The organism is Rhodopseudomonas palustris, assembly GCF_003591005.1.
Taxonomy (GTDB): domain Bacteria; phylum Pseudomonadota; class Alphaproteobacteria; order Rhizobiales; family Xanthobacteraceae; genus Rhodopseudomonas; species Rhodopseudomonas palustris_K.
The window spans coordinates 1-22,776 of sequence record NZ_QYYD01000015.1; the positions used below are offsets into that span (position 1 = coordinate 1).

The 22,776-nt window shown below is 64.3% G+C and carries 26 protein-coding genes and 1 pseudogene; 15 read left to right on the forward strand and 12 right to left on the reverse strand.

The window, feature by feature from the left end; all coding sequences use genetic code 11:
* Positions 1 to 334: 334 nt before the first annotated feature.
* The 4 genes from D4Q52_RS15225 to cysP all read right to left on the reverse strand — a co-directional run bounded on the left by D4Q52_RS15225 (position 335) and on the right by cysP (position 5,682).
* Complete coding sequence (locus D4Q52_RS15225; RefSeq protein WP_119857420.1) at positions 335 to 2,509, reverse strand: malate synthase G; 2,175 nt, start codon at positions 2,507 to 2,509, stop codon at positions 335 to 337.
* Between the two features lie 148 nt (positions 2,510 to 2,657).
* The gene (gene cysW, locus D4Q52_RS15230; protein WP_119857421.1) at positions 2,658 to 3,539 is read right to left on the reverse strand and encodes a sulfate ABC transporter permease subunit CysW; all 882 of its coding nucleotides are present in this window, start codon (positions 3,537 to 3,539) and stop codon (positions 2,658 to 2,660) included.
* Complete coding sequence (gene cysT, locus D4Q52_RS15235; RefSeq protein WP_119857422.1) at positions 3,539 to 4,366, reverse strand: sulfate ABC transporter permease subunit CysT; 828 nt, start codon at positions 4,364 to 4,366, stop codon at positions 3,539 to 3,541. Before cysT ends, cysW begins: the two co-directional genes overlap by 1 nt.
* Positions 4,367 to 4,674: 308 nt before the next feature.
* On the reverse strand, positions 4,675 to 5,682 hold the full coding sequence (cysP, locus tag D4Q52_RS15240; RefSeq protein ID WP_119857423.1) for a thiosulfate ABC transporter substrate-binding protein CysP: 1,008 nt from the start codon (positions 5,680 to 5,682) through the stop codon (positions 4,675 to 4,677).
* A gap of 334 nt (positions 5,683 to 6,016) precedes the next feature.
* Here cysP and cysG point away from each other — a divergent pair, with 334 nt between their 5' ends.
* From cysG to D4Q52_RS15265, 5 genes are all read left to right on the forward strand, one after another.
* A complete protein-coding gene (gene cysG, locus D4Q52_RS15245) occupies positions 6,017 to 7,453 on the forward strand; it encodes a siroheme synthase CysG (RefSeq protein WP_119857424.1) in 1,437 nt (478 codons plus the stop codon).
* On the forward strand, positions 7,450 to 7,764 hold the full coding sequence (locus tag D4Q52_RS15250) for a DUF2849 domain-containing protein (RefSeq protein WP_119857425.1): 315 nt from the start codon (positions 7,450 to 7,452) through the stop codon (positions 7,762 to 7,764). The genes cysG and D4Q52_RS15250 overlap by 4 nt, the downstream gene beginning before the upstream one ends.
* A 13-nt stretch (positions 7,765 to 7,777) precedes the next feature.
* The gene (locus D4Q52_RS15255) at positions 7,778 to 9,433 is read left to right on the forward strand and encodes a nitrite/sulfite reductase (RefSeq protein WP_119857426.1); all 1,656 of its coding nucleotides are present in this window, start codon (positions 7,778 to 7,780) and stop codon (positions 9,431 to 9,433) included.
* Positions 9,420 to 9,929, forward strand: a complete 510-nt coding sequence (locus D4Q52_RS15260; RefSeq protein WP_119857427.1) for a DUF934 domain-containing protein — start codon at positions 9,420 to 9,422, stop codon at positions 9,927 to 9,929. The genes D4Q52_RS15255 and D4Q52_RS15260 overlap by 14 nt, the downstream gene beginning before the upstream one ends.
* Before the next feature lie 305 nt (positions 9,930 to 10,234).
* Positions 10,235 to 11,170 (forward strand): glutaminase, encoded by a 936-nt coding sequence (locus D4Q52_RS15265; RefSeq protein ID WP_119857428.1) that lies wholly within the window; start codon positions 10,235 to 10,237, stop codon positions 11,168 to 11,170.
* Between the two features lie 103 nt (positions 11,171 to 11,273).
* Here the strand turns inward: D4Q52_RS15265 and D4Q52_RS15270 are convergent, their stop codons facing one another.
* Positions 11,274 to 11,456, reverse strand: a complete 183-nt coding sequence (locus D4Q52_RS15270) for a DUF2735 domain-containing protein (protein ID WP_182915327.1) — start codon at positions 11,454 to 11,456, stop codon at positions 11,274 to 11,276.
* 458 nt (positions 11,457 to 11,914) lie between these two features.
* On the opposite strand from D4Q52_RS15270, the gene D4Q52_RS15275 reads away from it, so the two are divergent.
* From D4Q52_RS15275 to D4Q52_RS15290, 4 genes are all read left to right on the forward strand, one after another.
* Complete coding sequence (locus tag D4Q52_RS15275) at positions 11,915 to 12,949, forward strand: glutamine synthetase beta-grasp domain-containing protein (protein WP_119857429.1); 1,035 nt, start codon at positions 11,915 to 11,917, stop codon at positions 12,947 to 12,949.
* Between the two features lie 367 nt (positions 12,950 to 13,316).
* Positions 13,317 to 13,829, forward strand: coding sequence for a CAP domain-containing protein (locus D4Q52_RS15280; protein WP_119857430.1), 513 nt, complete (start codon positions 13,317 to 13,319; stop codon positions 13,827 to 13,829).
* 86 nt (positions 13,830 to 13,915) lie between these two features.
* Entirely contained in the window at positions 13,916 to 15,052 is a 1,137-nt protein-coding gene (locus tag D4Q52_RS15285) for a DUF3734 domain-containing protein (protein ID WP_119857542.1), read from the forward strand.
* A 43-nt stretch (positions 15,053 to 15,095) separates the two neighbouring features.
* Entirely contained in the window at positions 15,096 to 15,884 is a 789-nt protein-coding gene (locus D4Q52_RS15290; RefSeq protein WP_119857431.1) for a 3-hydroxybutyrate dehydrogenase, read from the forward strand.
* Positions 15,885 to 16,062: 178 nt separating this feature from the next.
* Here the strand turns inward: D4Q52_RS15290 and D4Q52_RS15295 are convergent, their stop codons facing one another.
* From D4Q52_RS15295 to D4Q52_RS15305, 3 genes are all read right to left on the reverse strand, one after another.
* Positions 16,063 to 16,320: a BrnA antitoxin family protein gene (locus tag D4Q52_RS15295; protein ID WP_119857432.1), complete on the reverse strand. Its 258-nt coding sequence runs from the start codon at positions 16,318 to 16,320 to the stop codon at positions 16,063 to 16,065.
* A complete protein-coding gene (locus tag D4Q52_RS15300; RefSeq protein ID WP_119857433.1) occupies positions 16,289 to 16,594 on the reverse strand; it encodes a BrnT family toxin in 306 nt (101 codons plus the stop codon). Before D4Q52_RS15300 ends, D4Q52_RS15295 begins: the two co-directional genes overlap by 32 nt.
* Before the next feature lie 86 nt (positions 16,595 to 16,680).
* Positions 16,681 to 18,039 carry a lipopolysaccharide biosynthesis protein gene (locus tag D4Q52_RS15305; protein WP_119857434.1) on the reverse strand — a complete coding sequence of 453 codons (1,359 nt, stop codon included), beginning with the start codon at positions 18,037 to 18,039 and terminating at the stop codon, positions 16,681 to 16,683.
* A 250-nt stretch (positions 18,040 to 18,289) separates the two neighbouring features.
* Between D4Q52_RS15305 and D4Q52_RS15310 the strand changes: the two genes are divergently transcribed.
* The 3 genes from D4Q52_RS15310 to D4Q52_RS15320 all read left to right on the forward strand — a co-directional run bounded on the left by D4Q52_RS15310 (position 18,290) and on the right by D4Q52_RS15320 (position 19,603).
* Positions 18,290 to 18,499 carry a hypothetical protein gene (locus tag D4Q52_RS15310; protein WP_119857435.1) on the forward strand — a complete coding sequence of 70 codons (210 nt, stop codon included), beginning with the start codon at positions 18,290 to 18,292 and terminating at the stop codon, positions 18,497 to 18,499.
* Between the two features lie 132 nt (positions 18,500 to 18,631).
* The gene (locus D4Q52_RS26520; RefSeq protein ID WP_182915328.1) at positions 18,632 to 18,784 is read left to right on the forward strand and encodes a hypothetical protein; all 153 of its coding nucleotides are present in this window, start codon (positions 18,632 to 18,634) and stop codon (positions 18,782 to 18,784) included.
* A 297-nt stretch (positions 18,785 to 19,081) separates the two neighbouring features.
* On the forward strand, positions 19,082 to 19,603 hold the full coding sequence (locus D4Q52_RS15320; protein ID WP_119857543.1) for a PAS domain-containing protein: 522 nt from the start codon (positions 19,082 to 19,084) through the stop codon (positions 19,601 to 19,603).
* Here the strand turns inward: D4Q52_RS15320 and D4Q52_RS26775 are convergent.
* Entirely contained in the window at positions 19,587 to 19,859 is a 273-nt protein-coding gene (locus tag D4Q52_RS26775; protein ID WP_234831218.1) for a hypothetical protein, read from the reverse strand. The two genes, D4Q52_RS15320 and D4Q52_RS26775, sit on opposite strands and share 17 nt — an antisense overlap.
* Here D4Q52_RS26775 and D4Q52_RS26780 point away from each other — a divergent pair.
* Positions 19,788 to 20,426 (forward strand): annotated as a pseudogene (locus D4Q52_RS26780) (methyl-accepting chemotaxis protein); the annotation flags it as partial. The gene D4Q52_RS26775 and the pseudogene D4Q52_RS26780 sit on opposite strands and share 72 nt — an antisense overlap.
* Here D4Q52_RS26780 and D4Q52_RS26785 read toward each other — a convergent pair.
* On the reverse strand, positions 20,324 to 20,608 hold the full coding sequence (locus D4Q52_RS26785) for a hypothetical protein (RefSeq protein WP_234831219.1): 285 nt from the start codon (positions 20,606 to 20,608) through the stop codon (positions 20,324 to 20,326). The pseudogene D4Q52_RS26780 and the gene D4Q52_RS26785 sit on opposite strands and share 103 nt — an antisense overlap.
* Before the next feature lie 45 nt (positions 20,609 to 20,653).
* Here D4Q52_RS26785 and D4Q52_RS26790 point away from each other — a divergent pair, with 45 nt between their 5' ends.
* On the forward strand, positions 20,654 to 20,899 hold the full coding sequence (locus D4Q52_RS26790; protein ID WP_234831220.1) for a hypothetical protein: 246 nt from the start codon (positions 20,654 to 20,656) through the stop codon (positions 20,897 to 20,899).
* Between the two features lie 147 nt (positions 20,900 to 21,046).
* Entirely contained in the window at positions 21,047 to 21,340 is a 294-nt protein-coding gene (locus tag D4Q52_RS15330) for a hypothetical protein (protein WP_119857544.1), read from the forward strand.
* 60 nt (positions 21,341 to 21,400) lie between these two features.
* Here the strand turns inward: D4Q52_RS15330 and D4Q52_RS15335 are convergent, their stop codons facing one another.
* Positions 21,401 to 21,877 carry a YbaK/EbsC family protein gene (locus D4Q52_RS15335; RefSeq protein ID WP_119857437.1) on the reverse strand — a complete coding sequence of 159 codons (477 nt, stop codon included), beginning with the start codon at positions 21,875 to 21,877 and terminating at the stop codon, positions 21,401 to 21,403.
* 76 nt (positions 21,878 to 21,953) lie between these two features.
* Positions 21,954 to 22,694 (reverse strand): haloacid dehalogenase type II, encoded by a 741-nt coding sequence (locus D4Q52_RS15340; protein ID WP_119857438.1) that lies wholly within the window; start codon positions 22,692 to 22,694, stop codon positions 21,954 to 21,956.
* Positions 22,695 to 22,776 lie beyond the last annotated feature (82 nt).

Here is a 22,776-nt window from a genome sequence, read left to right on the forward strand (position 1 = left end):
AAACCTCTCCCCCGGGGGTGTTTTTAAAATCTTCCCCATCATGCGCGTTTTTATTTCTGGGCTCTTATACTCCAACCCGCCGATCACAAAAACCATCGGGCGGCGCTCAATTCCCCGGGCCCCCTTTTCGTTGACCGGATGCGTCCGGCATCGCTTGCCGGGCACTTCATGAGGTGAAGCGCTATCGCTCCCTTCACAACCGTTGAGTCCTCATTGTGAGAGCTCGGCCGTAAATGCGCCCTTAAAATCAGGCACTTTCCTATCCCCCCGTCATGCCCAGCCTTGTGCCGGGCATGACGGGGTCTGTTAGCAATCAAGCGGAGGAATTTGCCGCTTAGCGCAGCGTCTCCAGGTGCGCCGCTTTCGCTTCGCGGCGGCGTTCGTGCAGGATGTATTCGGTGTAGCCGTTCGGCTGGGTGCGGCCCTTGAAGATCAGGTCGCACGCGGCCTCGAACGCGACACCGTCGAAGTCCGGCGCCATCGGGCGATACAGCGCATCGCCTGCGTTCTGCTTGTCGACGACCACTGCCATCCGCTTCAGCGACTCCATCACCTGCTCCTTGGTGACGACGCCGTGGTGAAGCCAGTTGGCAAGGTGCTGGCTGGAGATGCGCAGCGTGGCGCGGTCTTCCATCAGGCCGACGTCGTGGATGTCCGGCACCTTGGAGCAGCCGACGCCCTGGTCGATCCAGCGCACCACGTAGCCCAAAATGCCCTGGCAGTTGTTGTCGATCTCCTGCCGGACATCGTCCGGGGCCCAGTTCGAGTTCGACACCGGAATGGTGAGGATGTCCTCGAGCTTGGCGCGCGGGCCACCCTTGGCGAGCTCCTGCTGACGGGCGATGACGTCGACCTGGTGATAGTGCAAAGCGTGCAGCGTCGCGGCGGTCGGCGACGGCACCCAGGCGGTGGTGGCGCCGGCCTGCGGGTGGCCGATCTTCTGCGCCAGCATGTCGGCCATCTTGTCGGGGGCCGCCCACATGCCCTTGCCGATCTGGGCGTGGCCGGGCAGGCCGTCGATCAGACCGGTGTCGACGTTCCAGTCCTCGTAGGCCTTGATCCAGGGCTGCGCCTTCATCTCGTTCTTGCGGATCATCGGACCCGCTTCCATCGAAGTGTGGATCTCGTCGCCGGTGCGGTCGAGGAAGCCGGTATTGATGAAGCAGATCCGCTTCGACGCGTTCTGAATGCAGGCCTTGAGGTTCACCGTGGTGCGGCGTTCCTCGTCCATGATGCCGACCTTGAGGGTGTTCTCCGGCAGGCCGAGCATCTGCTCGACGCGGCCGAACAGTTCGACCGTCAGCGCGACTTCGTCCGGCCCGTGCATCTTGGGCTTGACGATGTAGACGGAGCCGGTGCGGCTGTTACGGGTCTTGCCGAGATGCTTGAGGTCATGGATCGCCAGCAGGCCCGACACCGCGGCGTCGAGGAAGCCTTCGGGAATCTCCTGACCGTCCGCGTCGAGCACTGCATCAGTCCACATGTGGTGGCCGACGTTGCGCATCAGCAGCAGGCTGCGCCCGTGCAGCGTCAGCTGCTTGCCGTCCGGCGCCGTGTAGTTGCGGTCGCCGTTGAGCGCGCGGGTGACGGTCTTGCCGCCCTTGTCGAAGCTCTCGGACAGCGTGCCGTCCATCAGGCCGAGGGTGTTGCGATAGATCAGCACCTTGTCTTCGGCGTCGACGGCGGCGACGGAGTCTTCCATGTCCAGAATGGTCGAGACCGCGGACTCGATGACCAGGTCGGCGACGCCGGCCGGATCGTCCTTGCCGATGGTGTTCGAGCGGTCGATCTTGATCTCGATGTGCAGGCCGTTGTTGACCAGCAGCACGGCGCTCGGCGAGGCGGCGTCACCATTGTAGCCGGCGAACTGCGCGGGGGTCTTCAGGCCGGTAGCGTTGCCGCTCTTCAGCTTCGCGGAGAACTGCCCGGCGATCACGCTATAGGCGGTGACGTCGCTGTGGCTGCCGGCGACCAGCGGCGCGGCCTGGTCGAGGAACGCCTTGGCCTTGGCGATCACCTTGTCGCCGCGCACCTTGTCGTAGCCCTTGGTCTGGGTGGCTTCCTGCGGGATCGCGTCGGTGCCGTAGAACGCGTCGTATAGCGAACCCCAGCGCGCATTGGCGGCGTTCAGCGCGTAGCGCGCGTTCGACAGCGGCACGACCAGCTGCGGGCCGCACAGCTTGCCGATTTCCTCGTCGACGTTTGCGGTCTCGACCGGGGCGGTCTTGGGCTCCGGCTGCAGGTAGCCGATCTCCTTCAGGAAGGCGGTGTACGCCGCCATGTCCTGCTTCTTGCCCTTGTTGGCGAGGTGCCAGGCGTCGATCTTGGCCTGCAGATCGTCGCGCGTCTTCAGCAGCGCGCGGGTCTTCGGCGTCAGGTCGCGCAGGATCGCGGCGAGCCCGGCCCAGAACGCGTCGGGGTCTACCCCGGTCTTCGGCGCGGCCTCCTTGGCGATGAAGTCGAACAGGACGGGCGCGATTTTCAAGCCGTGGGCGTCAATACGATTCATATGAGGATGTCTCGCGAGAAAGGGCGCCGCAGCGGCGGCCCGTTTCAGGGTTCGAAATGAGCCGATGCCGCTCAAGGCAGCCCGGGGGCGCCTCTTTTAGCGCCAAAGCCGCGGGTATTGGAAGGGGCCCGCCGTCCGGCGCGGGCTCTCAGGGGGCCGGATGCTCGTCCGCCGCCAGCCGCTCCAGCACGATCTTGAGCAGGATCGTCAGTAGCGCCACGGCCGTCAGCGTGGTCGCGGCCGCGAACGCGCCTGCGACATTATAATCTTGGTACAGCAGCTCGATTTGCAGCGGCAATGTGGTGGTCTGGCCGCGGATGTTGCCGGATACCACTGAGACTGCACCGAATTCGCCCAGCACGCGGGCGTTGCACAGGATCGCGCCGTACAGCACCGCCCAGCGGATATTCGGCAGCGTGACACGCAGGAAGGTGGCGAAGCCGCCCGCGCCGAGCGTCACGGCGGCTTCCTCCTCGTCGGTGCCCTGCACCTGCATCAGCGGGATCAACTCACGGGCCACATAGGGTGCAGTGACGAACATGCTGGCCAGCACAATCCCCGGCAGCGCGAACATCACCTTGAGGCCCAGATAATCGAGCAGCGGCCCGAACAGCCCCTGGGTGCCATAGACGAACAGATAGGCGACACCCGCGACGATCGGCGAGATCGAATAGGGCAACTCGATCAGCGCAATCAGTAGCGTTCGGCCGGGGAAATCGAATTTGCTGACGGTCCAGGCCGCGGCGAGTCCGAACACGATGTTCACCGGCACCACGATCAGCGCGGTGATCGTGGTCAGCCACATCGCGTGAAGCGTGCCGGGATCGCCGAGGTTGCGCACAAACACGCCGATGCCCTGCGCGAAGGCCGAGCTGAGGATCACCGCCAGCGGTGCCACCAGGATGAACAGCGTGATCACGCCGACGATGCCGAGCACGGCCAGCCGGGTCACCGGACCGGCGCCGACCGGCGTGACCATCCAGTCTTTTTTCTGCTGCGGCGCCTTGGGAGATGCGGGTGCTTTGCTCATCACACGCCTCCACGGCCGAGATAACGCAGCTGCCAAGCCTGCACCGCGTTGGTGACCAGCAGCATCGTGAATGCCATCGCCAGCATCACCACGGCGATCGTCGCGGCGGCCGGGTAGTCGTATTCCTCGAGCCGGATGAAGGCGAGCAGCGCGACGATCTCGGTCTTCATCGGCTGATTTCCGGCGATGAAGATCACCGCGCCGAACTCGCCGAGGCTGCGCGCGAACGCCAGCGAGCAGCCCGCGAGCAGCGCCGGGAAGATCGACGGAAAGATGATCTTGGCGAGTATCTGCAGGTCATTTGCGCCGAGGGAACGGCTGGCTTCTTCGACGTCGGTGCCGAGATCCTCGATCACCGGCTGCACGGTGCGCACCACGAACGGGATGCTGGTGAATGCCATGGCGATGGCGATGCCGAGCGGCGTGTAGACCACGCTGAACCCGAGCGGCTCCAGCACGCTGCCGAACCAGCCGGTCTTGGAAAACAGTGCAGTGAGGGCAAGGCCCGCGACAGCGGTCGGAAGCGCGAACGGCACGTCGACCAGCGCGTCGAGCACGCGCTTGCCCGGGAACGTATAACGCGCCAGCACCCAGGCCAGCAGCGTGCCGTAGATTGCGTTGAAGATCGTCGCCGCCAGCGCCATCGTCACCGTCAGCCGGATCGCCGCCAGCGTCCGCGGCGACGACAGAATCGCCCACAGTTGCGCCGCGCCGATATCCGACGCCTTCAGGATCAACGCCGCCAGCGGCAGCAGCACGATCACGCCGAGATAAAGGAGCGTGATGCCGAGGCTGAGGCCGAAACCGGGGATGACGCTGCGTCGCAAGGTGGGGATCCGGTGGATGAGGACAGATAAGAGATAGGACGGTCAAGAATCGTGCGGAGATCGATCCGTCATTGCGAGGAGCAAAGCGACGAAGCAATCCAGATGCCCAATGCTCGGAGCCTCTGGATTGCTTCGCTTCGCTCGCAATGACGAACAGAACTCGCGTTCGTCATTCCGGGATGCGCGCTCTTGCGCGCAGGCCCGGAATCCATACTCCCGGCGGTGGTTATGGATTCCGGGCTCGCGCTTCGCGCGCCCCGGAATGACGAACTTGGTTGCAGTGCTCGAAGCGCAGCGTCCGATATAGCTCACCGCCCGCCGAACAGCTGGTCCAGCTTCGCACCCGAGGCCAGGTGTTCGGCGTTCAGCTTGTCCCAGCCGCCGAACTCGTCCTCGACGCGATACAGCTTCACCTCGGGGAATTTGTCCTTGAATTTCTCGATCACCGCCTTGTCGTGGACGCGGTTGTAGGCCTTGGCCAGGATGGTCTGGCCTTCCGGCGAGTACAGATATTCGAGATAAGCCGTCGCCAGCGCGCGGGTGCCGTGCTTGTCGGCGTATTTGTCGACAACGCTGACCGGGAATTCGGCCAGCACGCTGGTCGGCGGCACCACCACTTGATACTTGTCAGCGCCGGCGAGATCGCGGATCGCGCTGGTCTCGGCCTCGAAGGTGATCAGCACGTCGCCGGTCTGGCGCTCGACGAAGGTCGTCGTCGCGGCGCGGCCGCCGGTGTCGAACACCGGAACGTTGGCGAACAGCTTCTTGACGAAGGCATCGGCTTCGGCCTCGCTACCGTATTTGTGCTTCGCGAAGGCGTAGGCGGCGAGGTACGTGTAGCGGGCGTTGCCCGAGGTCTTGGGGTTCGGGAAGATCACCTTGACGTCCGGCTTCACCAGATCGTCCCAGTCCTTGATGCCCTTCGGATTGCCGGCCCGCACCAGGAACGCCGGCAGCGAGTAGTAGGGCGACGAGTTATTGGGCAGCCGCTTGGCCCAGTCGGCCGGGATCAGCTTGCCCTTGTCGTGCAGCACCTGGACGTCGGTAACCTGATTGAAGGTGACGACGTCGGCCTCTAGCCCCTCGAGGATCGACCGCGCCTGCCGCGACGAGCCGCCATGCGACTGGTTGATGGTGATGTCCTGGCCGGTCTTCTGCTTCCAATGCGGAACGAACGCGGCGTTGATCTCGACATAGAGTTCCCGCGCGATGTCGTACGAGACATTGAGCAGCGTGGTGGGCGTCTGCGCCTGGGCCGGCAATGCGGTCGCGAAAGCACCAAGGCCGGCGAGCAGGGCGAGGGCGAAGCGGTTCACGAGAACTCCTTATTGCTGGTCTTGAATGCGGATCAGGCAGCGTGCTGCTCAATGCGTGAGCGTCGTCCTGCGAAAACGCAAGTTTCATGGTCAGATAGTCGAGATAACTACGCGTGTGAAGCGGGTGCCCCAGCAACGCGGACCGACTTTCAGCGTTCGGATCTGAAGGCGCTTGATGCGCGGAGAATGGTTGTCTCCGGTGGTGCGTCTCAGGGGATGGAAATTCCCCACTGCGCCCTTGGCGCGCAAAGGATTGGTTTTCTTCCGGCGCGACTTGTAAGAATTCCACGTAGAAAATAATTCTGGCGGACCCGAAAGGGGCAACGGAGCAAGCATGCGGTTTCTTCCGGTCTTTCTCGATCTCGCGGCAGGGCCAGTGATACTGGTCGGCGCTGGAGAGATGGCGCGTGCCAAATTGCGGCTGCTGCTGTCGGCCGGCGCGACGATCCGCTGCTACGCGGTCGACGGCGATCGTGAGCTGTCGGGCGTGAGCGACACCGATCGTGCCCGCATCAGCTTTGCCGACGGCGATCCGCTGCACGCCGATCTTCGCGGCGCGATTGCGCTGCTGTGCGCCGGCGCCGGCGATCTCGCCGCGCCGCTCGCGGCCCGGGCTCGCGAAGCCGGCGTGCCGGTGAACGTGATGGACGAGCTGTCGCATTCCACCTTCATTTTTCCGGCGATCGTCGATCGCGGCGATGTGGTGGTCGCGATCGGCACCGGCGGGTCGTCGCCGGTGGTGGCGCGGCGCGTTCGTGAGATGATCGAAGCCGTGGTTCCGGCCCGGATCGGCGATCTCGCCGCGCTGATCGGGCGCTGGCGTCATCCGATGAAGGCGCGGCTGCCCGAGTTTCCGCTGCGCCGCCGGTTCTGGGAGCGTGTCGTCGACGGCCCGATCGGCGCCGCCGTGCTCGAAGGCCGTGGCGCCGATGCCGAGGATCAGCTGGGGGCGATCGCCGATCCGTCCGCATATGCGCGCGAATCCGCCACCGGCCATGCGGAAGGCCACGTCACGCTGGTCGGTGCCGGTCCCGGCGATCCCGATCTGTTGACCATCAAGGCGCTGCGCGCGCTGCAGGACGCCGACGTGGTGTTTTACGACGAGCTGGTGTCGTCCGAAATTCTCGACCGCATTCGCCGCGACGCTTCGCGCGTTCCGGTCGGCCGCCGCGTCAACAAGCCCGGCATCGGTCAGGACGCGATCAACAAGCTGCTGATCGAAGCCGCGCAAGCCGGCCAGCGCGCCGTGCGCCTGAAGGGCGGCGATTCGTTCGTGTTCGGTCGCGGCGGCGAGGAAGTCGAAGCGCTGCGCGACGCCGGCGTGTCGTACTCGGTGGTGCCCGGCATCAGCGCCGGCTTCGGCGCCGCCGCGCAATTCGAGGTGCCGCTGACCTATCGGCACGAGGCGCTGCGCCTCACCTTCCTCACTGCCCACAAAGCGACCGATGCCGAGGCGGTCGACTGGTCGGTGCTGACAGACGAGAAGATGACCGTGGTCGTCTATATGGGCATGAGCGCCGCACCGACGGTGCGCGCCGGCCTGCTGCAGGCCGGCCGTTCGCCGCGAACGCCGGTCGGTGTGTTCGCGCGCGTGACGCGGCCGGACTCCAAGGCCGCCGTCGGCGTGCTCGACGATCTGCCGGCGCTGGTCGGGCAGGTCGAAGGTGGCCCGGCCATTCTGGTGATCGGCGACGTCGTCGCGCATTCGGCGCCGTGGCGCCGGCAACAACTTCAGCAACTCGTTTCGACCTATCAGGTGGCCGCCGAATGACGTCTCCGCTGCAACAGAAAATCCGGATCACCGGCCCGTCGGTCGTGACCGCCAACCGCACCTTCGACGGCATTGTGATCTACCGCACCGGCAAAGGCGGCTGGTCGACCGATCTGGCCGACGCCGCGATTGTGCGCGAGGTCGAGCCGGCGCGTGCGTTGCTCGCCGAAGCGGTCGCCGACGATGTCGGCGCGGTCGGTGCTTACATCGCTCCGGTGAAGATCGACGACGCCGGCACCATCATCCCCGGCAATCTGCGCGAACAAATCCGCAAGACCGGCCTGACTATCGCGCTGACCGCTCAGGCCTGAGGCTGTTTTTCCAATGTATGTTTATGACGATCTCGACCAGACGCTGGTCAACGAACGCGTCGCGGAGTTTCGCGATCAGGTGCAGCGCCGGCTGTCCGGAGAATTGACCGAGGACGAATTCAAGTCGCTGCGGCTGATGAACGGCGTCTATCTGCAATTGCACGCCTACATGTTCCGCGTCGCCATCCCTTACGGCACGCTGTCGTCGGCGCAGCTGCGCAAGCTCGCCCATGTGGCGCGCAAATACGATCGCGGCTACGGCCACTTCACCACGCGGCAGAACATTCAGTTCAATTGGATTGCGCTGAAGGATCTGCCCGACGCGCTCGCCGATCTCGCCGAAGTGGGCATCCACGCGATGCAGACCTCGGGCAACTGCACCCGCAACGTCACCGCGGATCAATGGGCCGGCGTCGTGCCGGACGAGGTCGAAGACCCGCGGGTCTGGGCTGAGATCCTGCGCCAGCACACCGCGCTGCATCCCGAGTTCTCGTTCCTGCCGCGCAAGTTCAAGTTCGCCATCACGGCGGCGGATCATGATCGCGCGGCCATCAAGGTGCACGACATCGGCTTGCGCCTACGCAAGAACGACGCCGGCGAGACCGGCTTCGAGGTGCTGGTTGGCGGTGGTCTCGGCCGTTCGCCGTTCATCGCCAAGACTATCAAGCCGTTCGTCCCGGGCCGCGACATCCTCAGCTATGTCGAGGCGATCCTGCGCGTCTACAACCAGTTCGGCCGCCGCGACAACATCTACAAGGCGCGCATCAAGATCCTGGTGCACGAGCTCGGCATCGAGAAATTTGCCGCCGAGGTCGAGCAGACTTGGCGCGAGATCGCCGAAGGCCCGTTGACGCTCGACGACGAGATGATCGAGGAGATCCGCTCGCGCTTCGTCTATCCGGCCTATGAGACGCTGACCGACGATCCCGCCGAGCTGCGCGCGGCTTCGGCGGATGCGAAGTTCGAAGCGTGGCGCAAGAACTCGGTCGCGCCGCATCGCCAGCCCGGCTACGCGATCGTCACGCTGTCGCTGAAGCCGGTCGGGGGCCCGCCCGGCGACGCCACCGCCGAGCAGATGGATGCGATCGCCGACCTCGCCGACAAATACTCGTTCGGCGAGATCCGCGTCGGCCACGAGCAGAATCTGGCGCTGCCGCACGTCGCCCAGCGCGATCTGCCGGCGCTGTGGAGCGCGCTCGACGCGATCGGCGTCGCCACGCCGAACGTCAACCTGGTCAGCGACATCATCGCCTGCCCGGGGCTCGATTACTGCTCGCTCGCCAATGCCCGTTCGATCCCGATCGCGCAGGAGCTGACGCGGCGCTTCGCCAATCACGAGACCGCCAATCTGATCGGCCGGCTGCACGTCAACATCTCCGGCTGCATCAACGCCTGCGGCCATCACCACGTCGGCCACATCGGCATTCTCGGCGTCGAGAAGAACGATCAGGAAGTCTATCAGATCACCATCGGCGGCCGCGCCGACGAGCACGCCAAGCTCGGCGAGCTGATCGGCCCCGCGGTGCCGTATGCAGAGGTCGCGGACGTGGTCGAGGATATCGTCGAGGCCTATCTGGCGCTGCGCGAGCGGCCGGAGGAGCTGTTCGTCGATACCGTCAAGCGGCTCGGAGTGGAGCCTTTCAAGGAGCGCGTCTATGCCACTCGTTAAGAACGCGCAGATCGTTGCCGATGAGTTCGTGACCGTTGCGGACGACGCCGAGCTGCCGGCCGACGGTGCCGTGCTGGTATCCGCGACGCGCTTTGTCGCCGATGCGGAGACGCTGACCAGGAGCAATCGCCCGCTCGGCGTCGCCTGGCCGAACAACCGCGACGTCGCCGAGCTCAAGCCGTGGCTCGACCGGCTGGCGCTGATCACGCTGGTGTTTCCCACCTTCAGGGATGGCCGCGCCCACAGCCAGGCGCGCCGGCTGCGCGAGATCTACGGTTATCGCGGCGAATTGCGCGCGACCGGGCAGGTGCTGCGCGACCAGTTCACCTTTCTGGTGCGCAATGGTTTCGACTCGTTCGACGCCAAGAAGGAATCCGACGCTCACGCCTTCCGCGAGGCGACGCATCGCTACACCGAATTCTATCAGCCGACCGGCGACGGCCACCTCAGCGCGCTGCAACTCCGCAAGCAGCGCCACAAGGCGGCGACGACGTAGCATCCTCGAGCCGAGCAGGGCCTAACCTCTCCCCGCGCGCGGGGAGAGGTCGATCTGGCTGAGCGCAGCGAAGCCAGGTCGGGTGAGGGGCGCCTCAACGAGCCTGAGCGGCCGGGTTGCTTAAGACTGATGATGATCGAGGATTGGCGCTCGGCCTTGTGGAGACGCCCCCTCATCCCACCCTTCTCCCCGCGCGCGGGGAGAAGGAGCAGGCCGTGCTTGGGACATCGTCTCACATCAACAGCCACCTGTTGCTTCCTCTTTGACCTTGCTTTGGCGCGGAGCTTGCCTTTTTCTCCGCCGCCATGAACGCCTCACACCTCGACCAAGTCGTCGCCGAGATCGCCGGCGAGATGGCGAACCGCGCCGACCGTGGCGAGGTCGCGAGCTACATTCCTGAACTGGCGAACGTCGATCCGCAGCGCTTCGGCCTCGTCGTCATCGACGCCGACGGCCATGTCGCGGCAGGCGGTGACGCCAACGTGCCGTTCTCGATCCAGAGCATCTCGAAGGTGTTCACGCTGACGCTGGCGCTCGGCAAATCCGGCGATCGGGTGTGGCGGCGGGTCGGGCGTGAGCCCTCAGGTTCGGCGTTCAACTCGATCGTCCAGCTCGAGCGTGAGCGCGGCATCCCGCGCAACCCTTTCATCAACGCCGGCGCGATCGCCGTCACCGACCTGATCCTGTCCGGGCATCAGCCGCGCGAGGCACTCGGCGAGATCCTGCGCTTCATGCAATTTCTCGCCGGAGACGACAGCATCGTCATCGACGAGGCGGTCGCTGCCTCCGAGCAACGTACCGGCTTCCGCAATGCGGCGCTGGCCAATTACATGAAGTCGTTCGGCGTGCTGGACAATCCGGTCGAATACACGCTCGGCGTCTATTTCCATCATTGCGCGATCGCGATGAGCTGCCGGCAGCTGGCCATGGCCGGGCGCTTCCTCGCCCATAACGGCCGCAATCCGACGACGGGGCACAATGTGGTGTCACCCCAGCGTGCCCGCCGCATCAACGCGCTGATGCTGACCTGCGGGCATTACGACGGCTCGGGCGAATTCGCCTATCGGGTCGGTCTCCCCGGCAAGAGCGGGGTTGGGGGTGGGGTGCTGGCGGTGGCGCCGGGAAAAGCCTCGATCGCGGTGTGGGCGCCCGGGCTCGATGCCGCAGGCAATTCACATCTTGGCCGGATCGCGCTGGAAGCGCTGACCAAGCGGCTCGGCTGGTCGATTTTCGGCGTCTGAGGGCGGCCCGGCGCTCCGGGCAAAACAAAGGGCCGAAACGTTTGCACGTCGGCCCTTTGCTAGATCTCGATGGTGTCGCCCTGAGGCGGTCTCGGGTCGGGGGTCATTGCGGCTTTCGCTGCTGATCGTCGAGCATTGCAGCTTCGTGATACCAGCTCGAACTCGCCACCACAGCCCGATTGACGATCTCGGGCGCGGACTGTTCGCGCCGGGCCAGGCCGCCTCGGCCGCCAACCGGAAATTGGTAGATTTTTGCCGATGTCTGCTCCAGGCTACTCAAGGTCATCTCCTTCGGTTGTTCGTCTCGCCTTCGTCGAGCCCCGCGATTTGCACGGCTGATGAATATCGGTCGCGCTCAGGGTAGGTGCAATATGCTCAAGAAAAAATCATCATTTGACTGAATATTAGGCAAATCGTCCGTTGCATGGCCGGTGATCACCATGCGGCAATTTTAAATTTGGGTCTCGCTGTGGGCTGCGGACAGTTCGTCTACTGAGCACCCTCATCGTCGGCCCTAACGGCATCTCCTTTGGCCCCGGATTCAGGCCGATTTGGCGGGCGCTTCGAGACCAAGCCTGTAAAGCGGCTCAAGTTCCTTTGCAGCCGCGAGGACTGCTTGTTTTGTCGCAGGTGGCACCCTGGTTGGCATGACAAATGCTTCCGTGACAGCCGGATGTCGGCCGCCGGGGTGCGGTTCCGTGTCCGCTTGGGTTCCCGCCCTTTGCAGTCAACAGAGAGAACCGCATGACCAAGTACAAACTCGAGTACATCTGGCTCGACGGCTATACGCCGGTGCCGAACCTGCGCGGCAAAACGCAGATCAAGGAATTCGAAGTCTATCCGACGCTCGAGCAACTTCCGCTGTGGGGCTTCGATGGCTCCTCGACCATGCAGGCCGAAGGCCGCAGCTCGGATTGCGTGCTGAAGCCGGTCGCGATGTTCCACGACGCCACGCGTAAGAACGGCATTCTGGTGATGTGTGAAGTGATGATGCCCGATGGCGTCACCCCGCATGCCAGCAACACCCGCGCCACTATCCTGGACGACGAGGGCGCCTGGTTCGGCTTCGAGCAGGAGTACTTCTTCTACAAGGACGGCCGCCCGCTCGGCTTCCCGGAAGCCGGCTATCCGGCGCCACAGGGTCCGTATTACACCGGCGTCGGCTTCAAGAACGTCGGCAACATCGCCCGCAAGATCGTCGAAGAGCATCTCGACCTCTGCCTCGCCGCCGGCATCAACCACGAAGGCATCAACGCCGAAGTGGCGAAGGGGCAGTGGGAATTCCAGATCTTCGGCAAGGGGTCGAAGACCGCCGCCGACCAGATGTGGATGGCGCGCTATCTGATGCTGCGCCTGTGCGAAAGCTACGGCATCGACATCGAATGGCACTGCAAGCCGCTCGGCGATACCGACTGGAACGGCTCGGGCATGCACGCCAACTTCTCGACCAAGTTCATGCGCGAAGTTGGCGGCAAGGAGTACTTCGAAGCGCTGATGAAGCAGTTCGAGACCAACCTGCACGACCACATCGCCGTGTACGGTCCGGACAACCACATGCGCCTGACCGGCAAGCATGAAACCGCGCCGTGGAACAAGTTCTCCTACGGCGTGGCGGATCGCGGCGCCTCGATCCGCGTGCCGCATTCGTTCGTCAACAACGGCTACAAGGGCTATCTGGAAGACCGCCGCCCGAACTCCATGGGCGACCCCTACCAGATCGCTTCGCAGATCCTGAAGACCATCTCGGAAGTCCCCACCTCGAAGGCCGCCGCGGCCTGATTGAAGCGTTGACCACGCGAGCGCCTTCTCCTCCAGGGCGCCCGCAGACGGCCCGGACGCAAGTCCGGGCCGTTGTCGTTTGGGGGCTGTCTGAACCTCTCCCCGCGAGCGGGGAGAGGTCGACCGGCGAAGCCGGGCGGGTTGAGGGGGCACCTCCGCGCGGCCGAGAGTCCGTGCCCGCGTCGCCCCTCACCCCAACCCTCTCCCCGCAAGAGCGGGGCGAGGGAGCTCGCTGTTCTCCGGGCGAGGTTCGTGGTTCGCAGCCTGCCTCCCGTCTTCACCTTTCAGCCACTCTTGATGTGCAACAACATTCGCGCGCCGCGAGGCCGATGGGGATCGGCTTGCAGCGCGGATGGGGAATTGCTGGATGTTGCGTGGGGTGATGGCCGTGCTCGGCCTCGTGTTGCTGGCGGGGTGTGCCGGCGAGGTGGCGCCGACCGTCGAGACGCCGTCGATGTATGCCAGCATGGCGCGCGAAGGTGCCAAGGTCGACTCGATCTCCGCGGCCACAATGATCTCGCAGTACCGCCAGAACAATGGGCTCGGCCCGGTGGTGGTCGATCCGGCACTCACCCAGCTTGCCGAGGACCAGTCGGCTAACATGGCACGGCGCAACAAGCTCGATCACGACGCCAAGGCGCCGCTGGCGCAGCGGCTCACCGCCGCGTCCTATCCGGCGTCGATCGCGGTCGAGAACGTCTCGGCCGGCTATCATACCCTGGCCGAAGCCTTCTCGGGGTGGCGAGACTCGCCGCCGCACCGCGCCAACATGCTGAAGAACGGCGTCACCAGACTCGGCATCGCCGCCGTGTATGCGCCGAACACCAAGTATAAGGTGTTCTGGACGATGATCCTCGCCTCCACCGAGCCGCCACGATAACCCGGGCGTGATCGGGTTTGACCGCGGGCGTGATTGACGCCGCGGTTCCGGAGCGCCACGGTGCCGGTCCCGTTTGCGGCGAGCTCATGACGTCCTCCCATCATCATCCCAAACCCGTCACCCATCCCCGTCGCGTGCTGGTTCTGCAGGGCGGCGGCGCGCTCGGCTCGTATCAGGCCGGCGCCTATCAGGCGCTGTGCCACCACGATTTCGAGCCCGAATGGCTCGCCGGCATTTCGATCGGCGCGATCAATGCGGCGATCATCGCCGGCAATCCGCGCGAGCAACGCGTCGAGAAGTTGAAACAATTCTGGGAGATGGCGTCGTCGCCGGTGCCGTGGCAGCCGATGCTCCACACCGACCATGCGCATTCGCTGTTCAACGAGGCCAGCGCCGCGATGATTGCGGCGTTCGGCGTGCCGGGCTTTTTCACGCCCCGGTTTCCGCCCGCGCAACTGATGCCGACCGCCGATCCGGAAACGCTGAGTTATTACGACACGCGGCCGCTGCGCGCGACGCTCGAGCGGTTGGTGGATTTCGATCTGCTCAACAACAACGGCATCCGCCTCAGCGTCGGCGCCGTCAACATCGTCACCGGCAATTTCGAGTATTTCGACAATACGCAGATGACCATCCGCCCGGAGCACATCATGGCGTCGGGCGCGCTGCCGCCGGGCTTCCCGGCGATCGAGATAGACGGACATTACTATTGGGACGGCGGCATCGCTTCGAACACGCCGCTCGACTACGTGCTCGACAGCGAGCAGCGCGACGATCTGCTGATCTTTCAGGTCGATCTGTTCAGCTCTCATGGCCGGCTGCCGCAGACGCTGCTGGAAGCCGCCGAGCGCGAGAAAGACATCCGCTACTCCAGCCGAACGCGGATGAACACCGACAAGAACAAGCAGATCCACAACGCCCGCAAGGCGCTGAGGCATCTGATCGAGCGGCTGCCGGACGAACTGCGCAACGATCCGACCTACGCGGTGCTGCACGAGGCGGCCAAGGAAAACGCCGTCACGGTGGTGCATCTGATCTACCGCAAGCGAGACTACGAGGCGTCCTCCAAGGACTATGATTTCTCGCGGCTGAACATGATCGAGCACTGGAAATCCGGCGAGCAGGATGTCTATGTCTCGATGCGCCACGAGGAGTGGCAGCGCGGGCCGCAGGACGGCGAAACCATGGTGACCTGGGACCTGACCCGGGATGCGTTCAAATAGCGGCCCGCTCGGCGCCGCGTCAGACGATCAACAGGAGCAGAACATGGCTAATCTCACCGGCAAGACCGCGGCCGTGACCGGCTCGACCTCGGGCATTGGTCTCGCTTATGCGCGCGCCTTCGCCAAGGTCGGCGCCAATGTGGTGCTGAACGGCATGGGCGATGCCGACGCGATCGAGAAAGAGCGCAAGTCGATCGAGACCGACTTCTCCGTGAAGGCGGTGTATTCGCCGGCCGACATGCTCAAGCCCGCCGAGATCACCGAGATGGTTGCGCTCGGCGAAAAGACCTTCGGCTCGGTCGACATCCTGATCAACAATGCCGGCATTCAGTTCGTTTCGCCGATCGAAGACTTCCCGATCGAGAAGTGGGATGCGATCATCGGCATCAACCTGTCGTCCGCCTTCCATGCCATCCGCGCCGCAGTGCCCGGCATGAAGAAACGCGGCTGGGGTCGCATCATCAACACCGCCTCGGCTCATTCGCTGGTGGCGTCGCCGTTCAAGTCTGCCTATGTGGCCGCCAAGCATGGCATCGCCGGCCTGACCAAGACCGTCGCGCTCGAAGTCGCCACCCACAAGATCACCTGTAACTGCATCTCGCCCGGTTACGTGTGGACCCCGCTGGTCGAGAAGCAGATCCCCGACACCATGAAGGCGCGCGGACTCACCAAGGAGCAGGTCATCAACGACGTGCTGCTGCAGGCGCAGCCGACCAAGGAATTCGTCACCTCCGAACAGGTCGCCGCGCTCGCCGTGTACCTGTGCGGCGACGAAGCCAGCCAGATCACCGGCGCGAATTTGTCGATGGACGGCGGCTGGACGGCGGCCTGACCGCGGTGGACTTAGTTCGATCGTCGGTCGTAGCCTCAGCCGCATCATGATCTGTCATCCTCCGCGAAAGCGGAGGATCCAGTATCGCAGCGCATTGACGATCTCGGATACTGGGTCGCCCGGACAAGGCGGGCGATGATCTGGTCGGCGGCCCCTGCGTCCCGTCGTCGAGGCTCCGCTAAGTTTTCGATCTTTGGACAGCTCGCTCCAGCGCCATTCTGATGAAGCGCTGGTACGGCATGCCGGCGATTTTAGCTTCTTTGCGGACAGCCGAAAGCAGTTGCTCGGGCAGTCGCAAATTGATCGATTTGTTCTTCGGCTTCAGTTCGAACTGCATCGTCACCAGGCCGGACAGGTCATAGTCGGTCAGATCAGCCTCGGCAACGAATGCTTCGGCTTCATCGTCACTTTTCAGTTCGGGCAGCTTCTTTTTCATAATAAGCGACCTCTTTGCGGTGCATGTAGCGGGCGCTGATGGGTCTGATCAGTGTTTCACCGCTGTCGCGCCTGAGCGTGAAAATCAGAAAGACCATTCGCCCCGCTTCGGACCGACCGATCGCCTTGAAGCGTTGCTCAGTCTGTGAGTGGACCGGATCGGGAAATACGCTGACCGGTCCCCGAAACAAGCTCTCAATCTCGCCGCGGGTCACGCCGTGCTTTTCACACTTCGCGCGATTGCCGTGATCCCAATCAAAGCCGGCCACGTCCATCGAACGCCTCAGGCGTTGTGTAGGCCTATATAGGCTTATGTGTAGGCAAACGTCAACGCAGACCAGATCGTTGCAGGAACCCCGCTTCAGCCCTTCTTGCCAAACGCCAGCACATGCAGACCGAGCCGCCAGCGCACGATCCAGAACAGCAGCACGGTCTCGAACGTCAGCGCTGCCGACGTCGCCGCAGCTGCGCCGTAGCCGCCGAAGCGGGGAACCAGCACCAGGCACAGCACGAGATTGACGCCGAACGCCAGCGCATAGGCCAGCGCGCAGACGTTCTGGTGGCCGAGCATGTTGAGCAGCCGCTCGACCGGGCCGATCGCGGCGCGGACCATGAGGCCGATCGCGGCGACGAACATGATGCCGTAGCCTTCCGTAAATTGCGGCCCGAACAGCCACAGGATCGGCTCGCCCAGCGCCAGCAGCAGAACGGTGGCGCCGAGCGAGGGCCAGAACGTCCAGACAATCGCGTGCCGCACATAGGCGGCGAGCCGCTCCTTGTCGCCGGCGGCGTGATATTCGGTGAAGCGGTGGGCGGTGGTCGCCGACATCGCGTAGTGGATGAACGACACCAATGCCAGCGTCTTGACCACCGCGTAGTACACGCCGACCTCTTCGGCCGGGCGGAACTGCTGCAGCACCAGCACGTCGGTGTAGGACAGCAGCAGGTAGAAGCTTTCGACCAGCAGGATCGGCAGCGAGGTGGCGAGCCAGCCGCGGAAGTCGTAGGCGCGCGGACCGGCCGGGACGTGGCCGCGCAGCTTGCGGTTGAGCGCGATCATCTGTCCGATCATCGCGATCCACACTGCCGCGCAACTCGCCGCCATCGCGGCGACCGCGCCGAGCTGGAAGCCGAGCACGAACAGGCCGGCGGTGAAGCCGATGATCAGGCCCTGGCGGATGATGAACTGCGGCATCAGGCCGAGCTTCATCCAATCGTGCGAGCGCGCGATGCCGTCCTGGGTGTTGGCGACCACGAAGGCCGGCAGCGTCAGGCAGCCGAGATACAGCGGCAGCACCGTCGCCGGATCGATAGACCCCGACAGCGCGAACACCACAGCCGCGAGCAGCAGTGCGACCAGACCGGACGCCGCCAGCGTCGCCCAACGGCTGCCGGACAGGAAGCCGCGCAACTGGTCGTCGGCGCCGCTGGCGCGATATTCCGGGATGATCTTTTGCGCTGAGGCCGAGATGCCGAAGTCCAGCATCGAGCCGAGCAGCAGCACCCAGGTCCACACATACACGTAGACGCCGTAGTCGGAGCCGCCCATCCAGCGGGCCAGCAGAATCTGCGCGAGATACGCCATCCCGGCGCTGACGACGCGAATCAGGAAGATGGTACCGGCGAGACGATTGGTCAGCGATCGCTCGTTGGAGCTGCCGAACAGGCTGGACAAGCGCGCCTTCAAACCGGCGAGTGATGTGGCCGGTGGAGCATCCATAACAGCCAAAGCGACCCCCAATGCGCGCGACCGCGTGGCGTTGCGGTAGCCCGATCCACTTAGCAGCGAGACGTTACGATTCGGTTGGACGAGGGGGCGCCAAGTCATCAATAATTAGTAAATGCAGAGGCCTTGCAGTTGCACGAGGGAACTCGCGACCTCAACTATGGTTGAGTTCCGACTCCGCGCTCGGCCCGGCAGGCCATTTCGATCGAGCGGTATTTTAGGCGGTCTATTTAGGAGGTGTCCGATGCCGAAGCTCAGCTTGCAGACAGTCGGGCGTTTGGCCCTCGCTGGTGTTGCCGCCATCGCGGCGGCCGGCCTGCTGTTCGCCGTAACACGCGGCGCGTTCGGCTTTTCAAGCGACGGCATCCGCATTGCGGCTCTCAACGTCGCGAGCCTCGTGGTCGCGTTCCTGCTCGTCGCCGGCATCGGCCGCAAGCCGAAGGATGAGCGCTAGAGCAGGCGTTGACTGATTGAAGCGCTTTCGCCCTCTCTATGAGCACTAAGTCCTCATCGGCGGGCTGACTGAAAACTCGGGTCCGGTTCACGGCGACTTTCCGCTTCGCTGGATTTGCTAACAATCTCTGTCATGGCCGGGCTTGTCGCGGCCATGCACGCCTTCCTGCATTTCTGGCAGCAAGGCGTGGATGCCAGGCACAAGGCCGGGCATGACGCGTGGAGACGACGCGTGGAGACGGAGGTGCCTGAAAGCCAGAACAGCTCCAGCGCCAGCGCCAACTAATTGCTGCATTCCCGTCATCTTCACAATCAAGCACGCATGTCGTCAGGAAATACCTGACGCGGTGATTCGAAAGCTGATCACTTCACCGACAAATTGCGACCTTCGTCGATGACACGCATCTCGCCACCTGTAATCGAGTGTGGAAGCTACGCTCGAATTCCATTTCTTCGCCTTATTCCGGGTAGCAGCGACGTTTGTCGAGCGAACTAACTCTTAAGGGCCGGTCTCGTATTCGTGCGAAGCCGGACAGGTCGTTTGCCGGCGTTGTAGTTTGAAGTGCTCAGTCTGGAATTCGCCGTGAAACAAGCCGTCGCGCCGACCAGCGTCGAGGTGTTTTTCGACCCCGACGACATCATCGTTTCCAAAACCGACCTCAAAGGCCGGATCACCTACGCCAACAAGGTGTTCACGGATATCTGCGGATACAGCGAGGCCGAGCTGATCGGGCAGCCGCACTCGATCGTGCGACATCCGGACATGCCGCGCTGCGTGTTCAAGCTGCTGTGGGACACGCTCGCCGAAGGTCGGGAGATCTTCGCCTATGTCAAGAACATGACGCGGCGCGGCGATTACTATTGGGTGTTCGCCCATGTCACGCCGTCGTTCGACGCGGCCGGCAAGGTGATCGGTTATCACTCCAATCGCCGCGTGCCGGACAGGCGGGTGATCGCGGCTTTGGCGCCGGTCTATCAGCAGCTTGCCGACGTTGAAGCGGGGCATCGCAACGGCAAGGACGGCCTTGCCGCCAGCGCCCGGCACATGACCGATTTCGTCAAATCGAAGAACGTCTCCTATGACCAGTTCATCTTCTCTCTTTAATGCGGCAGCCTGCCTTGCGGGCGTGGTCGGATCGATCGCTGCGGCTGTTGTTGGTGCCGCGATCGGCGTGCCGCTGCTGCAGCAAGTCGGGCTCGGTGGCGCCTTGCTGTCGGCGGCCTTGCTCGGCCTGATGCTGCTGCGGATCGACCGGGCACTGAGAAGCATTGAAACCGTCTGCCAGCGCATCGCCGATGGCGATTTCGAGGCACGGATCATCGGCTGCCGCGATGGCGGCCGGATCGCGACGCTGACCCACACCTTCAACGACATGATCGATCGCTGCGACGCGTTCGTGCGCGAAGCCAGCGCGGCGATGGGCGCGATCCGCGACGATAAGTACTATCGGCATATTCTGCCGGCCGGCTTGCGCGGCTCGCTGCTGATCGCGTCGCAGACCATCAACGACGCGATGCAGGCGATCGAAACCCGGGTGGCGGCGTTCAATGCCAACACCGCGGATTTCGAGGGGACGATCAGCGCCGTTATCGATACGGTGTCGAGCGCGTCGAGCAACATGGGCGAGACCGCCGGCAGCCTCAACCAGGGCGTGGTCGCGACCCGCGAGCGAGCCTTGGCGGTGTCGGCGGCATCCGAACAGGCGTCCGCCAACATGGAGTCGGTGGCTGCAGCCACGGCCGAACTCACTGCGTCGGCCAACGAAATCCTCGGCAGCGTCAACCGCTCGGCGGCGATCGCACGCACCGCGGTGACTGCGTCGGATCATGCACGCGACACTGTGGGCAGTCTGTCGACCGCCACCGAACGGATCGGCACCATCGTGCAACTGATCGAGGAGATCGCCGCCCAGACCAATCTGCTGGCCCTCAACGCGACGATCGAAGCCGCTCGCGCCGGCGAAGCGGGCAGGGGCTTTTCGGTGGTGCGCAGGAGGTCAAATCGCTGGCGCAGCAGACCGCCAAGGCCACTCACGATATCTCCGTCAGCATTGCCGAAGTCCAGGAGACCACCCGCGCGGCGGTCGACGCGATTTCCGGTATCGGCCACAGCATCGGCGAAGTCGATGCCATCACCTGTCAGGTCGCCGAGGCGGTGGAGGCACAGACCGCGGCGACCAGCGACGTCGCGCGCAACATCGAGCAGGCGTTCGCCGGCATCCGCGACATCTCGTCCAACATCCAGAGCGTCAGCATCAACGTCGCCGACACCGAGCAGCATGCCGGAACGACGCTGACAGCGTCCGGCACGCTGGCGCACCAGGCTGCAACTCTCGGCGATGCGGTGCGCGACTTCCTGCGCTCGTTGCGTAGTGGTGACGCCAAACGCCGCGCGGCGTGATCTGCGCCGCGGGTCCACTTGCCGCGGCAAGCATGTCGTAACCTTACGGAGATTTCATCAAGATGAACTCCGTCGTCAGCGCTCGTTCACCTGCAACTTCTTATGCTGTCCGCAGTTTTCTGAGTTGCAATGAAGGAGGTTGATCCGATGAAACTCAAACTCGCTGTTGCCGCTGCAGCCGCTCTCGGCGCCGTTGCTCTCACCTCAGGCACCGCCTCCGCCGCGATGCCGAACGGTCTTGCCGGCGCCGCCGGTGCGGTCGCGAACCAGTCTGCCAATGTCGATCAGGTGCGCTACGTCTGTAACGCCTGGGGACGTTGCTGGTGGCGCCCGAACTACTACGGCGCCTATGGCTACTACGGCCCCCGCCCGTACTACGGCCCGCGCTTCTACGGCGGCCCGCGCTTCTACGGTCCGCGCTGGCACGGCCGTCGCTGGTAATAGTCTTTCCGGCGTGACGGATCGCGGGGCCTTCGGGCCCCGCTTTTCGTTGACGGAACGTTAAGGTTGGCCTGAAGGGAGCTCGCTGACGTCGACCCATTCGGCGTCCACCAGTTCGGCCATCCGCTGCGGCGCGATGCGCACGGCGCTGTGCGTGGATCCTGCGGCAGGCACGACGATGTCGAAGGCGCGGAGCGAAATGTCGCAATAGATCGGCAACGGCTGCTTCAATCCGAACGGACAGACGCCGCCGACTTCGTGGCCGGTGAGGTCGGCCACTTCGTGCACGCCGAGCATTTTCGGCTTGGCGCCGAAGGCCGCCTTGGCCTTCTTGTTGTCGAGCCGCGCGGTGCCGCTGGTCACCACCAGCACGACGCGTTCGCCCAATCGCAGCGACAGCGTCTTGGCGATCTGCGCCGGCGGAACGCCGTAGGCCTCCGCTGCGAGCGGCACGGTGGCCGAACTCTTGTCGGATTGTTCGACGGCGATGTCAGGGGCGTGCTGGGCGAACCAGGCGCGGACGGATTCGAGACTCATGCGGATCCTTCGGGCGAAGCGTGGCGGCCCGATATGGCGCAATCGGCCGCGGCGGGCAATTCACCTCGGGCGCGACTCAGCCGCGCGCGACGATGTCCACCAGCGCCGCCAGCGAGGCGATGCGGTGGTCGGGCTCGAAGCCGAGCACATCCATCTGGGTGCGCAGCGCCTTGAACAGCGTCTGTGGCGGCAGCGCGCCGCCGTGCCGCAACTCGCGCGCCATCGCCTCGCGCGGCACCCGCTCGATCCAGGCGACGTTGAAGCCAAACGCCTTGGCGCCGGCGACGTCCCACGGATTCGACGACACGAACAACGCATCGCGCGGCGCCACGCCAAGCCGGGTCTCGGCGAGCGCATAGGCTCGTGAACTCGGCTTGAACACGCGGGCGTCGTCGACGCTGATGACGTCGTCGAGCACCCGATCGAGCCCGGTGTTTTGGGTCAGCGCACCGAGCATGGACGGGCTGCCGTTGGACAGGATAGCCAGCTTGGTGCCACGCAGCGATGCCAGCGCCGCCGACGCTTCCGGATAGAGATCGAGATGCAGATATTTGTCGAAGATCCGCTCGAACGCGCCGCCGCTGCCCTCGAGCCCAAGGCAGTCGAGCGTGTAGGCCAGCGAATCGCGGGTGACGACCTCGAAGTCCTCATAGGTCCCCATCAGCGAGCGCAGCCAGGTGTATTCGAGCTGCTTGATCCGCCACAGCTGCGTGATCAACTCGCCGCGGCCGGCGAACTCCCTTTCGGTCACGGCTGCGACCGATTGGATGTCGTACAACGTTCCGTAGGCATCGAATACGACGGCTTTGATCGTCATGCGCGGCAGCCTCAGTTCAGGGTGTCGTTTCGGTCAAGACCGTCCCCCGTCATTGCGAGGAGCACCCGGATCGGCGCTTTGC

Excerpts from the sequence above, each read along its gene's own strand:
- D4Q52_RS15225 (WP_119857420.1), bottom strand. The coding sequence starts at position 2,509 with ATGAATCGTATTGACGCCCACGGCTTGAAAATCGCGCCCGTCCTGTTC.
- cysW (WP_119857421.1), bottom strand. The coding sequence starts at position 3,539 with ATGAGCAAAGCACCCGCATCTCCCAAGGCGCCGCAGCAGAAAAAAGAC.
- cysG (WP_119857424.1), top strand. The coding sequence starts at position 6,017 with ATGCGGTTTCTTCCGGTCTTTCTCGATCTCGCGGCAGGGCCAGTGATA.
- D4Q52_RS15250 (WP_119857425.1), top strand. The coding sequence starts at position 7,450 with ATGACGTCTCCGCTGCAACAGAAAATCCGGATCACCGGCCCGTCGGTC.
- D4Q52_RS15255 (WP_119857426.1), top strand. The coding sequence starts at position 7,778 with ATGTATGTTTATGACGATCTCGACCAGACGCTGGTCAACGAACGCGTC.
- D4Q52_RS15260 (WP_119857427.1), top strand. The coding sequence starts at position 9,420 with ATGCCACTCGTTAAGAACGCGCAGATCGTTGCCGATGAGTTCGTGACC.
- D4Q52_RS15265 (WP_119857428.1), top strand. The coding sequence starts at position 10,235 with ATGAACGCCTCACACCTCGACCAAGTCGTCGCCGAGATCGCCGGCGAG.
- D4Q52_RS15270 (WP_182915327.1), bottom strand. The coding sequence starts at position 11,456 with ATGACCTTGAGTAGCCTGGAGCAGACATCGGCAAAAATCTACCAATTT.
- D4Q52_RS15275 (WP_119857429.1), top strand. The coding sequence starts at position 11,915 with ATGACCAAGTACAAACTCGAGTACATCTGGCTCGACGGCTATACGCCG.
- D4Q52_RS15280 (WP_119857430.1), top strand. The coding sequence starts at position 13,317 with ATGTTGCGTGGGGTGATGGCCGTGCTCGGCCTCGTGTTGCTGGCGGGG.
- D4Q52_RS15285 (WP_119857542.1), top strand. The coding sequence starts at position 13,916 with ATGACGTCCTCCCATCATCATCCCAAACCCGTCACCCATCCCCGTCGC.
- D4Q52_RS15290 (WP_119857431.1), top strand. The coding sequence starts at position 15,096 with ATGGCTAATCTCACCGGCAAGACCGCGGCCGTGACCGGCTCGACCTCG.
- D4Q52_RS15295 (WP_119857432.1), bottom strand. The coding sequence starts at position 16,320 with ATGAAAAAGAAGCTGCCCGAACTGAAAAGTGACGATGAAGCCGAAGCA.
- D4Q52_RS15300 (WP_119857433.1), bottom strand. The coding sequence starts at position 16,594 with ATGGACGTGGCCGGCTTTGATTGGGATCACGGCAATCGCGCGAAGTGT.
- D4Q52_RS15305 (WP_119857434.1), bottom strand. The coding sequence starts at position 18,039 with ATGGATGCTCCACCGGCCACATCACTCGCCGGTTTGAAGGCGCGCTTG.
- D4Q52_RS15310 (WP_119857435.1), top strand. The coding sequence starts at position 18,290 with ATGCCGAAGCTCAGCTTGCAGACAGTCGGGCGTTTGGCCCTCGCTGGT.
- D4Q52_RS26520 (WP_182915328.1), top strand. The coding sequence starts at position 18,632 with ATGGCCGGGCTTGTCGCGGCCATGCACGCCTTCCTGCATTTCTGGCAG.
- D4Q52_RS15330 (WP_119857544.1), top strand. The coding sequence starts at position 21,047 with ATGAAACTCAAACTCGCTGTTGCCGCTGCAGCCGCTCTCGGCGCCGTT.
- D4Q52_RS15335 (WP_119857437.1), bottom strand. The coding sequence starts at position 21,877 with ATGAGTCTCGAATCCGTCCGCGCCTGGTTCGCCCAGCACGCCCCTGAC.
- D4Q52_RS15340 (WP_119857438.1), bottom strand. The coding sequence starts at position 22,694 with ATGACGATCAAAGCCGTCGTATTCGATGCCTACGGAACGTTGTACGAC.